This is a genomic window from Microbacterium sp. Y-01 (genome assembly GCF_003856715.1).
In the GTDB taxonomy this organism is placed as follows: Bacteria; Actinomycetota; Actinomycetes; order Actinomycetales; family Microbacteriaceae; genus Microbacterium; species Microbacterium algeriense.
This window is the reverse complement of sequence record NZ_CP024170.1, coordinates 603,995-619,005: the sequence shown is the minus strand read 5'-3', so window position 1 is coordinate 619,005 and position 15,011 is coordinate 603,995. Positions and strand designations below refer to the sequence as shown.

Genomic DNA, 15,011 nt, shown 5'->3' with positions numbered 1-15,011 from the left:
TCCGGTCGCCCCGGCGGGTGCCGGAGGTGTTCTTGTTCTTCGAGACTAACGAAGCGGATGCCGCGTGCAAATGGGGAGAAGTCCCCATCATCGCGACACGCCGGATCAGACGGTCTCCGGGATCACAAGCGGGAACTGCACGCGGACGACCTTGCCGCGCTGCGCGAGCACCGCACGACCCACCGGGAACTCGCCGCGTCCGATGCGCGGCAGCGGCGACTTCAGCACGAGTTCGCCGTCGATGGTCTCGGGTTGCAGGACGACTCCGCGTCGGGCCTGCTTGATCTCGCCGAGGAGTCCGAAGTTGCTCGTCCACTCGCTCGTGTCGCCCGTGAACAGCAGCAGCAGCTCGCCGCGGGTGGCTCGTTTGACGAGGTCCGACAGCGGCATCTCCAACAGCGACGACGCGAACTCGGCGACGCCCTCGACGGCCACGACCGGCTTCAGGCCCTGCTCCGCCTTCTCCACGATCGCGGCGACCGCGGCGGTGCCGCTGATGCCGTCCGCGGCGGTCGCGGTCCACGACACGGCGTGCCGCGCGGGCGACCGGGTGGAGCCGAGGAAGAGCGTCGGCGTGTCGGGACGGGCCCGGAGCACCTGCTGCGTGATCGCCGCGAGCGCATTGCTCTTGCCGCTGGCGGGCGGCCCCGCGATCACGAAGGTGCCGGTCGGCTCGATCCCGAAGGGCCCGAGGTCGGCATCCGACAGACCGACGACGAGCTGATCGCCGATCGTGGCCGGCACGTCGTCCAGGCGGTAGCTGAGCGGCAGCGCCCGCACCGGAGGGGCGTCGGGCACGCCGCGGCGCGACATCGAGGCCGCCATCCGCTCGATCGCCAGCGACTGCTCCTTCATGCTGCGCGTGCCGCCGATGATCGCGATCTGCGCCTCGTTCTCGCCCACGATCGCCCGCCCGGGAACGGACTCCGGGGTCAGCACATCCTTGGGGACGTTGAGGATGTTGTAGGCGTCGGTGTCGGCCATGCGCAGCACCACCCGGCGCTGCAGCATCGCGTTCAGCGCGCTCGGGATGCTCTGGAACCGGTCGGCGGACAGCACGACGTGGATGCCGACCGCGCGGCCGTCCGAGAGCACCTCCTGCAGCGCGTTGTATGTGTCCGTGCGACCGATCACGGCCTCGTAGTCGTTGCGGAACGCGGCGAAGCCGTCGATGAGGACGACGATGCGCGGCTCGTCGGACTTGCCCGACAGCGCCCGGTACTCGGTGAGCGTCGCCGCGCCCACCGCGGAGTATGCGTCGCCGCGCCGGTCGAGTTCACTGCGCAGCGTGGCGAACAGGCGGGCGACGCGCTCGGCGTCGTCCCCGGAGATGACCGAGCCGACGTGCGGCAGCGGTTCCAGCATGCGCAGCGCCCCGGAGCCGAAGTCGAGGCCGTACACCTGCACGGGGCCGCCGCGCGGGGTGATGCCAGCCGACACGGCGAGGGTGCGCAGGGCGGCGCTCTTGCCCGAGCCGCTGGTGCCGTAGATGACCATGTGGCCCTCGGTGTCGGGCAGGAAGTGGAACGGCACCTGCTCCTGACGCTCCGGCTGATCGACGACTCCGAGCAGCAGGGCGGCGTCGGTGCGCTGCGGGAGCTTCAGCTGGTCGAACGTCGGGGCGAGCTCGTCCAGCCACGGCCGGCGCGGCTTCTCGACCTGCGCGGCCTGCGCGGCGAGCACCATGGTGCTGACGAGTCGCTGCTGGTCGTTCGGCCCGAGATCCTCGTCGACGACCACCGCGTTCTCGTCGATCGGCAGCTCCCACGGACCCTGATCCGTGGTGCCGAACGCCGTGATCGCGACGTCGACCCCGTCGCTCTCGCCGAGGCTCCATCCGCCGGAGTAGGCGGACTGGAAGAGCGTCATGCGGCCGGGACCGGTCTTCGCGATACCGCGACCGGGCGTTCCCGGGTCGAACAGCGCCGCGTCCTTCGTGCCGATCACGTCGTTGCTGTCGGTCTCGTCCGCCATGCGCAGCGCCACGCGGAGGTTGGTGTTGGCGCGCAGGTTGTCCTTGATGACGCCGGCCGGTCGCTGCGTCGCCATGATGAGGTGGATGCCGAGGGACCGGCCCCGCTGGGCGATGTCGATCACACCGTCCACGAACTCGGGGACCTCCTTGGCGAGCGCCGCGAACTCGTCGATCACGAGCACCAGGGCGGGTGGCGCCTGCGGGTCGCCGGCACGCTCCAGCTCGAGGATGTCCTTGGCCTTCTTCCGGTTGAACAGGTGCTCCCGGTAGTGCAGCTCCGCCCGGAGGCTCACGAGCACGCGGCGCACGAGGTGCTCGTTCAGGTCGGTCACGATGCCGACGCAGTGCGGCAGGCTCACGCAGTCGGCGAAGGCCGAACCGCCCTTGTAGTCCACGAAGAGGAATGTCAGGCGCTCCGGGCTGTACTCGGTCGCCATGCCCAGCACCCAGGCCTGCAGGAACTCGCTCTTGCCCGAGCCTGTGGTGCCGCCGACGAGGGCGTGCGGACCCTGTTGGCGAAGGTCGAGCTGCAGCGCCCCCTCGGCCCCGGCACCGACGAGGGCGCGCAGCTTCGGCTGGTACCGTCGCGCGGATCCGCTCTTGCGGCGGGAGTGGAGGGAGTCGTTCTGCGTCCAGCGGTCGACCACGCTCTCCGGCTGCGTCGCCATGTCGCGGCCGAGCAGGTGGAGCATCGAGATCGTGCGCGGCACGTCGCTGCGGTCGAGCGCGACCTCTCCGGCGTCGGTCAGGCGCGCGAGGGCTCGGGCGAAGACGGCGAACTGCTCGCGGGTGAGCTCGTCGACGGCGAGGTTCTCGACGACCTCGCCGAGCCGCACGAAGTGGGCGCTGTCGGTCGCGCCGAGCTCGACGAACGTGCGGCAGGAGGCCGGCAGGGCGGCGGCGTCCTCGGTGAGCCACACCGGGAAGATCCCCCGCATCGCGGCGCGCTCGGACAGCTGGATGAGACGCCCGCGGTCGACGGGGGCGTCCGGGGCGATGAGCACGACGATGGCCGGCTTCGGGACGGAGTCGTGGCGGCTGCGCGAGTCCTCGCCGACCTTCGATCCGCTGTTCGTCGCCGCCTTCTCGGATTCGAGCGCGCCGAGCTCCACGGCGTCGCCGTTGCGGGTCGAGCGTGTCGCGATGAGCTCCTCGAGCCGCGCGACGATCTGCCCGGCGGAGGTCGGGCCGTCGCCGATCGGCTGCACGCCGAGCACCGCCTGCGCCGACCAGGCGTGCGGCAGCCATTTGGCATCGGCCAGCTGGGCACCCCAGCGCGGACCCCAGAGTCCGACCACGCCGACGTCGGCCGGGGCGTGCAGCCCCGTGAGCTGGGCGAGCAGAGCGCGGGCATAGCCCGTGGACCGTCCGCCGAGACCGGCGATGCCGAGGGCACCGACGTCGGTGAGGTCCTCCAGGATCGGCACCTGGGGCACGATCCGCGTGGCGTCGACCACGGCGTCGAGCTTCTCCACGTATTCGGGGATGGCGCGATCGCGGCCGTTCGAATCCTTCACCGAGCTGCGGGAGGCGGTGTCGCCGATGCCGAGGCGCACGTGCAGGAACGACCAGTGCTCGGTGCGACGCGTCCACACCAGGGGACCTGCGGCGAGCGCGGCGTCGCTGACCTCGCGGAGCAGCGGCACCTCGCGGCGACGGACGTCGATCTCGCGCTCCCGCTCGCTCCGCAGCCGAGCGTCGAGCCGCTCCAGCTGCTCCTCGAAGCGCTTCTTGTCCTCTTCCAGCTCCTGCTTCTGCTGGTTCTTCGTCGTCAGCCAGGTGCCGATCATGAGCAGCGGCGACAGCGCGACGAACATGATCGAGAGGAGGTTCTGGGTGACCGCGTACATCGCACCGCCCATGAGCAGCGGGGCGACCAGCGTGAGCAGGGGGAAGGGCTGCTTGCGCGCGGGGACGGGCAGGTCGGTGCCGTCGAGGTCCTCGCCGAGGTAGCGCTCCTCCACGCGCGGCGAGCGCACGAACTCGACCTGGCGGATCGAGGCCTCGACCGTGGTGGGCGCGGTGGACCCCGCCTCCACCTTCACGCGGACGGGGGTGTCGCCCAGCACCACGGCGAGCTCGCCGTCCGCTGCGACGAGACGCACCACGGAGGCGCCGTCGATGATGATCCCGTTGGCGGAGTTCAGGTCGATGAGCTCGACCCGGTCGCCGATCTCGAGCCGGGCGTGGCGCTTGGACACGAGCGGGTCGTCGATCACGACATCGCAGGACTCGTCGCGACCGAGCACGATGGTGCCTCGGGTGAGCGCGATCGACCGCGCGCCCGGACCGGCTCCGACCTCCATGCGTCCGACCACCGGACGCTGCTCGTAGGACGCGGGCACCACGCGGACGGTCGCGCCGTGGGCGAGGCCGACGTGCGCGAAGGTCGACTCGGGGGCGAGCAGATCCCCCGGTCCCGACACCACCGAGCTGTACGCCTCGAGAGTGACCGCGGTGGGGTCGGCGTGCGCGAAGGATCCGAGCGGGTCCGCGCGCACGATCATCGCCGCGATCTCGCCGATCGTCGCGGTGTTCTCGGCCGTGACCTCGATGTCGCTGGATGCCGCGCCCTGGCGCAGCAGGGTCAGCCGTACCTTCACTCGTTGTCTCCCTCTGCCTCACTCGGCTGCGGGGCATCCAGCAGCGGGAGGTCGTCCTTGCTCACCATGCGCGAGGCGATGACGTGCTCGACCAGTCGTGCCCGCCGGTTCGTCGCGAAGCTGCGCTGCCCGCCGCGCATGCCGGGCACGCCGATCCGGTCGAGCTTGTCGCACACGTTGTCGAGCTTCCGGTTGAAGCGCGTCACCGTCCAGCCGAGGCGCTCCGCGGCCTTCGCCGACGACGGGATCTCGCTCATGCCGGTGCCGTCGCGACGCAGCTGCGGCTCCGCGAGCGCGAGGATCAGCAGTTTCTGGCTCAGGGTGAGCGGCACGTCGCCGATGGTCGAGGCGCCGCCGTCGTCGTGCTCGCGCTGCGTCGCCCGGAAGGTGGGCTCCGCGGCGTGCAGCACGAGCTCATAGGTGGTCGGGCCCGCGCTGAACACGATGGTGGTCGTCTCGAACACCAGCGGGAGGCGGGCGCCGGGCGCGAGCCTGGCCTGGACACCGCCGGCCGAGTCGGTGACCGTGGCGGTGAGCCTCGTGCCGATGTTGGCCAGCCACCACAGTCCCTCGCCGTCGCTGATCTCCAGGAAATGGCGATGCAGGAAGAGGTTGTCGTCGAGCTCGAGGTCGCCCTCGCGGCCGACGACGAATCGACGGCCGGGCTCGATGGGGAAGTACTCCCCGGCGAACTCGACCGTCACCCCCGCCGGCGCGGTCATCGGACGCACCCCGTGGTCGGTTCGGACGCGCGACCGTCATCGCGACGCAGCATGACCTCGATGCACACCTCGCCCGGGGAGGCCGGTGCGAATGTGACCGTCTCGTCGGCGGCCTGCTTCACGGCGCTGTCGGACGCGCCCCCGGTCTCGGTCCAGATGTAGCTGTCGCCCTCGCGCGGGTCGGGGTTCGTCCAGGTGAACGTGACCTGGTCCCCCGCCCGCGTTCCGGCGACGTCCGTCACGCGGGGAACCGCGTCGGACACCGGATCCTGCGGGTCGACCGCCTGTTCGCTGCTCTCCGGGTCGGGCTGGGGCTCGAGGCCGGCGACGAGGGCGTTCAGGCCGACGATTCCTCCCACGACGATGACGACGGCCGCGGCGGCCAGTCCGATCCACAGTCCCTTCCGACTCCGCGGCGAGCGCTCCTCCACGGCTGCCACCGGGGCGGCGGCGGGCGTCGGGGCGACGGCCGGTGAGACCGGCGCCTCGGGCTGCACGACCTGCGGAGGACGCAGGATCGTCCGGTCATCGCGGTCTTCCGGCGTCGGCAGCACGACGGACGGTGCAGGCGACGGCGCGACCGGCGCGTCCGCTGCCGACCGCGGCGTGCGTCGCTGCGTCTGCTCGACGGACGGCTCCGGCCGCGCCGGCATGTCGAAGCGCGGGGCGTCCGGGACAGCGACCGACGGTCCCTTCGGCTGCGTCAGCGCGGAGGGCCGGGTGGCTCCGTGCATCCCGGGGTCGATGCTGACGATCTCCCGCACGCGGGTGAGGCCGTCGCCGTCGTCTTCGAGGTCATCCGCCGGCGGGTGGTCGTCGACGATGTCGATCGGCGTCACGGAATGGGAGAGCTCGATCTGCACCTTCTGCAGGGCGCGGGCGAAGGCCACCGCGCTCGGGAACCGGTCGTCGGGATTCTTCGCCATCGCGCGCTCGAGGAGCCGCTGCAGGCTGTCGGGTGAGTCCGGCCGCGCCAGAGAGGGCAGCGCGGCCCGCTCGATGCGCTCGATCAGGTCGGCGCTGGAATTGCGCTCTCCCGGGCGCTCGAACGGTGAACGGCCCGCCAGCAGCGTGTAGAGCGTGGCGCCCAGCGCCCAGACGTCGGTGCGCGGACCGCTCTGCGGCGGCTCGGCGAACGACTCCGGCGGCGACCACGGGATCGACATCCCCGAGGACTCTCCGGTCGCGCCGGTCGTGGAGGCGATGCCGAAGTCGGTGAGGGCCGGACGGTTGTACTCCGTGACGAGGATGTTCGCGGGCTTGATGTCGCGATGCAGGACGCCCGCCCGGTGCGCGGTCTCCACGGCACCGGCGACCTGGATGCCGACGCGCAGGGCCTCGGCGACCGAGAAGGGCTCCTTGCGCGAGCGGATCTGCAGGTTCGGACGCGGGCAGTACTCCATGACCAGGTACGGGCGTCCGTCGCCGGCGACGCCGGCCTGATAGATCGTGACGATCGCCGGATGCGTCGAGAGCATCGCCATGACGTTCGCCTCGTCGGCGAACTCCTGGGCGGCACCGCTGGAGATGCGGTCGGCGAGGAGCACCTTGACCGCGACGCGTCGCCGGGGCATCTCCTGCTCGTACAGGAACACATCGGCGAACCCGCCCGTGCCCAGCGGCTCGACATACGTGAAGCCGGGGAGGGCCGGCGGCGGCGAGGGGCGGCGATTCACGGGAGGTCCTCGAAGGCGACGGTCACCCCGTCGCCGAGGTCCACCACATCACCCGACAGGACGAGCGTCTGCTCGCCGGGGTGCAGGCGCATCGGGTCGGCTCCCGGCCGCAGCAGGGTCGATCCGTTCGTCGTGTGCAGGTCGATGACGACGACCGTGTCACCCTCCGGCCGGATCTCCAGGTGGCTGCGGGAGATGTCCTGTTGTGGGCTCTCGACCGCGATCAGGTGCGGCAGATTGGCGCCGCTCGCCCGCGTGGACCGCGGACGACGCCCGATGATGACCGTCCGATCGAGCGCGACCACCTGCCCGGATGAGACCCGGATGCGCCCGGTCGACGCCGGCGCCGCCGGAGCTTCGACCGGGATGACCTCGGTGGGTGCGTCGGGTGCGGGCGGTGCCGTCTGGCGGATGCTGCGGAGCTCCTCCGCGGAGATCGTGGCGCCGTCGTGATCGCCGCTCGGCGCCTCGGCCTCCGCGGCGGGGGCCTCCGGCTCCTCGCTCGGTCGGACCGCCGCGTCCTCGATCGGGGTGTGCACGGTCTCCCCCCACAGGTGATCGAACTCGTCGGCGGGCGGCGCGAAGGTCGCCTCGCTCGGCACCAGCGTGGCGTCGACGATCCCGTCACCGGGCGCGGAGTCCGCGTCGGGCACAGGCACCGGGACGACCGCCGGCGCAGCAGGCGGCACGGCGGCAGGGACGGGCACGTCGACCACAGGAGCCGGGGTCGGCGGTGCCGGAACGGCCGGAACGCCGGTGTCCGTGGCGGATGCGCCGGCCGCGTCGTTGCGGTCGATCACCGGGACGGGACCGGCGGTGAGCGGAGCCGCTTCCGCGTCTGCGGGCTCGATCTCGGCGCTCACGGCGGCCGCGAAGACGATCCCGCTCTGCACGGGGAGGGCTGTGGCCGGCGCGTCGTCGTCGATGGTGATCTCCATCGTCGAGACCGCGGGGACGAACCGCTCGCTCCACGTCGTGACCTCGGCGCCGGAGAATCTCTGCTCCTGCGCGTCGGCGCCGGTGACCTGCACCGTGAGCGGGCCGCGCACCGCGATGCGGGCGTCCGTCCCCTCCAGCACCGCAGCCACGAACGAGGGCATGTCGGCGAAGGATCCCGCGAGTCGCGTGGTGAGCACGTCGATGACGGTCGCGAGGCTCCGCTCCTGGGGAAGCCGCTCCCACAGCTCGGCGACCGTGTCGCCGGGGGCGTCCGGCGGCAGCGCCACCAGGGCTCCGGGGATCACGATCAGGTACCACTGTCCCGGTCGGTAGATCGTCTGCATCAGCGAACCCCTCCTGCTGCGGCCTCGCGCGGGCGCGTGTCGGCGTCGATGTCGTCGGTCTGGAGCAGGGCACCGCGCCGCGACGCGACGGAGACGGCATCCACGACCACGACCGTCACGTTGTCCCGCCCGCCCGCCTGCACCGCTTCGTCGACGAGGATGTCGGCGGCACGCTGCGGGTCGGGCTCCGATCCGAGGATCTGCTCGATCCGCGCGTCGGAGACCTCGGTGGTCAGCCCGTCCGAGCAGATGAGCATCCGGTCGCCGAGCTCGGCGGGGAAGAGCCAGTAGTCCGCGTCGCCGGTGCTGCTCGCCCCGATCGCGCGCGTGATGATATTCCGGCGACGGTCCGTCGCGGCCTCCGCCGCGGTGAGCTCGCCCGCCTCGATCAGCTCCTGCACGACCGAGTGGTCGACGCTGATCTGCTCGAGCTCGCCATCGGCGAAGCGGTACGTGCGGGAGTCGCCGATGTTCACGGTGAGCCAGTACCCCATGCCCTCGACCGAGGCGACCACGACGCCGCTGAGCGTGGTTCCGGCGCGGCCGTTCGCGGCTCCGGACAGCGCCTCGACCGCGAGCCGAGCCCGAGCCAGGGTGTCGAGCAGGTCCTCGAGCTCGAGGTCCTCCCGGCCGATGTGGCGAGCGAACTCGTCGATGACGGTGGCGCTCGCGCGCTCCCCCGCCTCGTGTCCGCCCATGCCGTCGGCGACGAGGAACAGCGGCGAGCTCGCCATGTAGGAGTCCTCGTTGAGCGGACGCCGGAGCCCGGAGTGGGTCGCCGCTCCTGTGGCGACGACGAGAGGGACGGTCATGCGTATCCTCCGACCATGACGACGCGGTCGCCGATCTCGATCACGTCTCCCAGCTTGATCGGCACACGCTGACCTGCGGGGCACGCGAAGCGCTGACCGTCGCGGACGATCGTGAGTCCGTTCGTCGAGTGCCGGTCGACGACCCATCCCCCCGAGGTCTCGGCGGCGGCCTCGAAGTGCGTCTTCGACAGCGAGAGCGTCTCGTCCCGGACCGGCACGACCAGCGCGCCCTCCTCCGGGGCGGGGTTGCGTCCGAAGACCGTGCGGCGGGAGACGGGGATGCGCGTGCCGTCATCCCAGGTGAACACCAGCCGGTGCCCCGGGATGCTGATCCGCGTCTCCTCCAGGTCATCGGCCGGCTCCGGTGTCGGTGCGGCAGCGACGGGTGCAGCGGGGGCCGGCGCGCCGGCCGGGGCCGAGGGAGCGGACGCGGGGGCTGCCGCCGCAGCGGGGCCTGCCGCCGGAGCGGGCGGGACGGGCGGAGCCGGAGGAACCGGCGGCGCCGCCGGGACAGCGGCCGCGGGAGGTTCGGCGACCGGCGCCGGAACGGCGGGCGCGGGAGGAGCTGCGGGCGCGGGCGACGGAGCCGCGGCGTCTGCTTCGGACCGCGCGGAGCGACGGGAGGGCGGAGCGTCCTGGGTGATGCCGGGGACGTACGCGATCATGCCGGAATCCTGCGCGGGGGCGGCGAAGTCGCGTGCCACGGGCGCCGCATCCGGCGTCGGGGCGGTCGTCGGGGCCGCCGGCGCCGCGGGGGCGAAGCCCGGCATGGGCGCGGGAGGAAGCCGTTCGAACGACGGCGCCGGGAGCAGCGGCGGCGCCGGCGGCTCCGGCGCCTCCTCGACGACCGGCTCGGGCGCAGGGATCCGCGCATCCAGCATGAGCGACGAGGCGACCTTGTCGTGCCACCCCTGGAAGCGCCCTGAGCCGTCGAACAGGGGGCTGAAGTATCCGACGACGATGGCGGCGGCGAGACCGAAGATGATGTTGCGGAGCAGACTGCGGCCGAACCCGAGCGGCGTCCCGTCCGCTGCCGACACCAGCCGCAGACCCTGCGACCGCATGCCGATCGAGCCGGCGCCTGCCTGCATGAGCGTGTAGACGATGAACCAGGCGAGCAGCAGCAGCCCCACGATCGGGCCGCCGATGAACAGCGTCATGATCGACGCTTCGAGGCTTCCCGACAGTGTGGAGGCGAGGATCAGTGCTCCGCCGAGCACGACGCCCAGCCCGCCCGCGATCAGGGCGTCGATGAGGTAGGCGATCGCGCGGCGGGAGATCGGCGCGATCTGGTCGAGCGCGGGCTGCGTCATGGGGTCTCCCTCTCCGAGGACGGCGGCGGCGTGCTGTCTTCGATGGTGCCAGGTTCGCGGCGCACGCGCGCGGTCGCCGCCTCCTTCAGATTCTGCAGGCCGCTCGAGATCGCGGTCCCGCCGAGCAGCGAGCGCATGCTCAGGCGCGCCTTGATGCGCTTCCAGAAGCCGGCGTCCTTCCCGAGCCCTCCCACGATCTCGTCCACCTCGTTCCAGAACGTCTCGACGTCCTGCGGAGTCGGATCGGCGGGGCCGAACACGTCGGCGTCCGCGCGCTCGGCGAGGGCGGTGACCTGCGGAACCGTGAGCGCGGAGGCCACCACGGCCGCCTCCTCGACACGGGTGCCCCCGGGGGCGATGCGCGCGCCGTAGTCGATGGCGCGGTCGGTGAGCTCGTCCCAGCCGCCGCTGATGCGGTCCGAGGTACGGGCGGCGGCGCGGCGCGAACGGCGCCTCGCGGCCTTCCACGCTCCGATCACGATGAACGGCGAGGCGAGCAGCGCGATCACGGCCAGGGAGATCCCGCCGATCAGCAGGATCAGCCCGATGATGCCCGCGAGGTTCAGGCTCTCGTCCTCGGACTCGCGGTCGTCGGGGAGCGTGGGCGGCAGGTCGACGGGCTCCTGCGGCGGGGGCGGCGGCTGCAGGACCTGCGGCTTGGGGTCGACGCGCGGCTTGGTGTTCTGGTCGTTGGGGACCTGGTCCTCGGGCGGCGTGGGGTTGAAGGTCACCCAGCCGATCCCGTCGAAGTTGACCTCGACCCAGGCGTGCACGTTGTCGCCGGTGGCTTCGAACACGGCCTCGCCCGCCTGCTCCTCGTCGGGGTAGTACCCCATGACGACACGGGCGGGGATGTCGATCTGCCCGGCGAGCAGGGCCATCGCGACGGCGTACTGCTCGTCGTCGCCGATCATCTGGTCGGCGCCGACGAGGGTCGAGATCCGCTCTGCGGTGTGTCCTGCCCGGGAGAGCACCTCCCCCTCGAGACCGTGGCTGAAGAAGCCGCCTTCGGCCAGGAAGTTCTCCAGCGCCCTGACCTGCTCGATGGGGGTCTCGGCGCCGGCGACCGTCTCGGCGGCGAGAGAGGTGAGCTCCTCCGGCACGTTGCTCGGCTTCGGCATGGTCACGGATCCGAACGCGACCTCGGCGAGCTGCTCGTCGTCCGGCGTGGCAGGCATGACGGCATCCACCGTGTAGTCGTCTCCCGCGCCGAGCCCCGGAGTGGCCACGGCTGTGCCCGTCTCGGTGTTCACGTATGTGCCTCGGCGCAGCTCCTCGGCGTCGTCGCCGGCGAAGCGGATCTCCGACAGCGCTCCGGCCGTGGGCATCCAGACCCCGCGGTACCCGTCGATCTCGATCCTCAGCGTCACCGGGACGCCTTCGGCCTCGGGCGACATGTTCGAGCGCAGCGGGGTGAACGCGCTGGACGAGGTCGGTCCGCCGTCGGTGACGTTGTAGACCATGCCGTCGAACTGGTCCATGACGGCTGTGCGGATGCGGGCGCCCTTCGGCAGCCCCTGCACGGTGAAGAGGGTCTCGTCGGCTTCGTCCCGCACGTTCTTGCGGAAGGCCTGCAGCGGGCTGGGGTAGTCGCGGATGTCGAACGGCGGGATGATGACGTCGCGGAACACGTGCCGGGGCTGAGCGGGGGTCGCGACCGCGCTGGTGGCGACGCCAGCGCCGCCGGCGATCGCGAGCACCGCGGCCCCCGCGAGCAGCCGACGCGTGCGCATGTGCGCGGCGCGGGACGGATCGACCTCGCTCACCGAGACCGCGAGGTTCTGCGGGGCCCACAGCTGGCGGAGGGCGAGCCAGACCATGCTGACCACGGCGAACACGAGGCCCTGCACAAGAGGGAATGCGGGCTCCGGCGTGCCGAGCGCGATCACGAGCATCAGCAGCACGCCGGACGGCAGCAGCGCCCACGCGACCTGGGACAGGCGCAGCGCGAGCGACGCGGTCAGGGTCGTGACGACGAGCGCGAGCAGGAACGGGACGATCAGGTGCCCGTCGGCCGCGGAGACCGGGGCGACCGTCGTGAGCATCTGCTTCCAGGCCGTGACGGTGCCCAGCGCGAGCAGCCGCAGCGTCTCCAGCGACGGGATGACGCCGAGGATGGCGGTCTGCGGCAGCGCCAGGGCGCCGCCGAACACGAAGTAGGCGCCGACCGTGAGGCCGGCGATGATCAGGATGCCCCAGCGCCGCCAGGCGGCGACCGCCGCGATGGCGAGCCCGAGCAGGACGCCGCCGATGACGGCGGGAAGGAACGACGGTCCGGCGAACGACGGCCAGAACCCGACCAGCGCGGTCACGCTGAGCAGCGCGGTGGCGGTCAGATCGAGGATCCAGCGGCGCGGGGCGAGGCCAGCGGGAGCGGAGGCGGGCGCGGTCATGCGAGCACCTTCTGCAGGGCGAGGGGGATCTGCTCGAGCGCGCCGACCGTGACGACGTCGGCGTCTCCGATGCGTCGCAGGGCGGGGGCGGCCGCGGTCGTGTCCGTCACGACGGCGAGCACCTTCGCCCCGAACGGCAGGCGCGAGCACGCCAGCCGCAGATCGTCCGAGCGCACGCGCGAGCCGCACACCAGCACCACGACGCTCGCGAGCGGCATGGTCGCGGAGACGATCCCGGCCAGGTCGGCGATGCCGCCCTCCCTGGCCTTGCTGTTCTCGACGGCGGCGAGGGAGTCGAGCAGCTGCTTGCCCGTTCCGGCGGGCAGCTCGCGGCCCTGCACCCGCACGTCGACGCGCTGCGAGTCGCGGAGAGCGCGGAGGCCGATGGAGCCGGCGGCCGAGATGCCGAGCTCGAAATCGTCTTCGGTGGCGTAGTCGGCGAGCGACCGCGACAGCGCGATCACGAAGTGCGATCGCCGGGTCTCCTCGTACTGGCGGACCATCATCGTGCCGGTGCGCGCCGTGGAACGCCAGTGCACGTGGCGCAGGTCGTCGCCCGGCTGGTACTCGAGCAGCGCGTGGAACGACACGTCGTCGCGCGACAGGTCGGCGGCGGGGAGGCCCTCCAGGTCGCGCAGGTACCCGAGCGACTGCCCGTCGAACAGCACGGTGCGCGGGTGCACGTAGAGATCGACCGGGTCGTCGCGACGATGCGCGCGCTCGAACAGACCGAGGGGGTCGCCGCGCACGACGCTGACGGGTCCGACCTTGACCACACCGCGCTTGTGGGTGGGGATGGCGAACAGCTCCTCCGCCTCCTCTCCGGGCGCGAGTCGCTGGATCCCGAACTCTCCGCGGCCCGAGCCCACCGGGAGCACCACACGCGACGGGAGGATCGCCCTGGTGCCGCGGTTGGCGAGGGTGAGCGCACCGACCGCGCGCTCGCCGACGACCACCCGGGTGCGCGCGAGGTCGAGGGCGACGTCGTAGGCGGTGCGCCCGATGAGGAACAGCGCGCACAGGGCGACGGCCATCGCGATCACGACGGCCGCGACGATGAACTCCGCCCAGCCGGCGATCTGCCCCAGCACCCAGAAGGCGATCGAGAGGGCCATCAGCACCCACGCCAGCGGACGGATCGCCGCGGTGATCTTCCGGAGGCGCACCAGCACACGCGCACCGACGACGGCCGCGATGTCACGCCAGTCGGCGTCGCGCTCCGTCTGCGGCGGCGACGCCGGAAGTGCCTCCGCGGTCATCAGGCCGCCGCTCGGGCCTGCGGGGCCGGCACGGCGTCGAGCACGCGCGCGATCACGGTGTCGCTGTTCGTGCCGGCGAACTCGGCCTCGGCGTCCAGCAGCAGACGGTGCTGCCACACCGGACGCGCGAGGGTCTTGATGTCGTCCGGGAGCACGAAGTGGCGCCCCTGCGCGGCCGCCCACACCTTGGCGATGCGGATCATCGCGATCGCGCCGCGGACGGAGACGCCGAGCCGGATCGCACTGTCTTCGCGCGTCGCCTCCGCGAGCTCGGCGACGTAGCGCAGCACGGCGGGCTCGACGTGCACCGTGGCGGCGAGATCGGCCATGTCGGCGACCGCGCTGGTCGTGATGATCGCGGACAGGCCCGCGGAGGGGTTGCGGTCCGAGGCGCCGGCGAGGATGCTCTCCGTCACGGCGAGGTCGGGGTACCCGATCGACGTCTTGATCAGGAACCGGTCGAGCTGGGCCTCGGGGAGCTTGTACGTCCCCGCCTGCTCGATCGGGTTCTGCGTCGCGATCACGAGGAACGGGCGCCCGGTCTCGTGCGTGACGCCGTCGACCGTGACCCGCGACTCCTCCATGACCTCGAGCAGCGCGGACTGGGTCTTCGGCGACGCGCGGTTGATCTCGTCGGCGAGCACGATCGACGCGAAGATCGGGCCCTTGTGGAACTCGAAGCGGTGCGACTGCTGGTCGTAGATCGTCACGCCCGTCACGTCCGACGGCAGCAGGTCCGGCGTGAACTGGATGCGGGCGCTGGTCCCCTGCACGGTCGCCGCGAGCGCCTTGGCGAGGCTGGTCTTGCCGGTTCCCGGTGCATCTTCGAGGAGCACGTGCCCCTCGGCGAGCATCGAGGCCAGCACGAGGCCGACGATCTCCTGCTTGCCCTGCACGGCCTTGTCGACGTTGTCGACGAGGCGCTGGAAGGTGCCCTGGAACCAGGCGGCCTGCTCGGGGGTCATTGTCATGAGG

At 72.0% G+C, this 15,011-nt stretch carries 9 protein-coding genes; all 9 read right to left on the bottom strand.

Annotation, left to right across the window (positions count from 1 at the left end; genetic code table 11):
• Window positions 1-105: 105 nt before the first annotated feature.
• Genes CSX12_RS02820 through CSX12_RS02780 form a run of 9 tightly spaced genes read right to left on the bottom strand, consistent with a single transcriptional unit; the run spans window position 106 to window position 15,007 of the window.
• On the bottom strand, window positions 106-4,578 hold the full coding sequence (locus tag CSX12_RS02820) for an FtsK/SpoIIIE domain-containing protein (protein WP_124894781.1): 4,473 nt from the start codon (window positions 4,576-4,578) through the stop codon (window positions 106-108).
• Window positions 4,575-5,300 (bottom strand): hypothetical protein, encoded by a 726-nt coding sequence (locus CSX12_RS02815; RefSeq protein ID WP_040568851.1) that lies wholly within the window; start codon window positions 5,298-5,300, stop codon window positions 4,575-4,577. Before CSX12_RS02815 ends, CSX12_RS02820 begins: the two co-directional genes overlap by 4 nt.
• Entirely contained in the window at window positions 5,297-6,976 is a 1,680-nt protein-coding gene (locus CSX12_RS02810; RefSeq protein WP_124894780.1) for a serine/threonine-protein kinase, read from the bottom strand. Before CSX12_RS02810 ends, CSX12_RS02815 begins: the two co-directional genes overlap by 4 nt.
• Entirely contained in the window at window positions 6,973-8,259 is a 1,287-nt protein-coding gene (locus CSX12_RS02805) for an FHA domain-containing protein (protein WP_124894779.1), read from the bottom strand. The genes CSX12_RS02810 and CSX12_RS02805 overlap by 4 nt, the downstream gene beginning before the upstream one ends.
• A complete protein-coding gene (locus tag CSX12_RS02800) occupies window positions 8,259-9,071 on the bottom strand; it encodes a protein phosphatase 2C domain-containing protein (RefSeq protein ID WP_017204351.1) in 813 nt (270 codons plus the stop codon). Before CSX12_RS02800 ends, CSX12_RS02805 begins: the two co-directional genes overlap by 1 nt.
• Entirely contained in the window at window positions 9,068-10,384 is a 1,317-nt protein-coding gene (locus CSX12_RS18820) for an RDD family protein (RefSeq protein WP_124894778.1), read from the bottom strand. The genes CSX12_RS02800 and CSX12_RS18820 overlap by 4 nt, the downstream gene beginning before the upstream one ends.
• Window positions 10,381-12,777, bottom strand: a complete 2,397-nt coding sequence (locus CSX12_RS02790) for a transglutaminase domain-containing protein (RefSeq protein ID WP_124894777.1) — start codon at window positions 12,775-12,777, stop codon at window positions 10,381-10,383. The genes CSX12_RS18820 and CSX12_RS02790 overlap by 4 nt, the downstream gene beginning before the upstream one ends.
• A complete protein-coding gene (locus tag CSX12_RS02785; protein WP_124894776.1) occupies window positions 12,774-14,036 on the bottom strand; it encodes a DUF58 domain-containing protein in 1,263 nt (420 codons plus the stop codon). Before CSX12_RS02785 ends, CSX12_RS02790 begins: the two co-directional genes overlap by 4 nt.
• The gene (locus CSX12_RS02780) at window positions 14,036-15,007 is read right to left on the bottom strand and encodes a MoxR family ATPase (protein ID WP_124894775.1); all 972 of its coding nucleotides are present in this window, start codon (window positions 15,005-15,007) and stop codon (window positions 14,036-14,038) included. Before CSX12_RS02780 ends, CSX12_RS02785 begins: the two co-directional genes overlap by 1 nt.
• Window positions 15,008-15,011 lie beyond the last annotated feature (4 nt).

Excerpts from the sequence above, each read along its gene's own strand:
- CSX12_RS02780 (WP_124894775.1), bottom strand. The coding sequence starts at position 15,007 with ATGACAATGACCCCCGAGCAGGCCGCCTGGTTCCAGGGCACCTTCCAG.
- CSX12_RS18820 (WP_124894778.1), bottom strand. The coding sequence starts at position 10,384 with ATGACGCAGCCCGCGCTCGACCAGATCGCGCCGATCTCCCGCCGCGCG.
- CSX12_RS02790 (WP_124894777.1), bottom strand. The coding sequence starts at position 12,777 with ATGACCGCGCCCGCCTCCGCTCCCGCTGGCCTCGCCCCGCGCCGCTGG.
- CSX12_RS02805 (WP_124894779.1), bottom strand. The coding sequence starts at position 8,259 with ATGCAGACGATCTACCGACCGGGACAGTGGTACCTGATCGTGATCCCC.
- CSX12_RS02785 (WP_124894776.1), bottom strand. The coding sequence starts at position 14,036 with ATGACCGCGGAGGCACTTCCGGCGTCGCCGCCGCAGACGGAGCGCGAC.
- CSX12_RS02800 (WP_017204351.1), bottom strand. The coding sequence starts at position 9,071 with ATGACCGTCCCTCTCGTCGTCGCCACAGGAGCGGCGACCCACTCCGGG.
- CSX12_RS02815 (WP_040568851.1), bottom strand. The coding sequence starts at position 5,300 with ATGACCGCGCCGGCGGGGGTGACGGTCGAGTTCGCCGGGGAGTACTTC.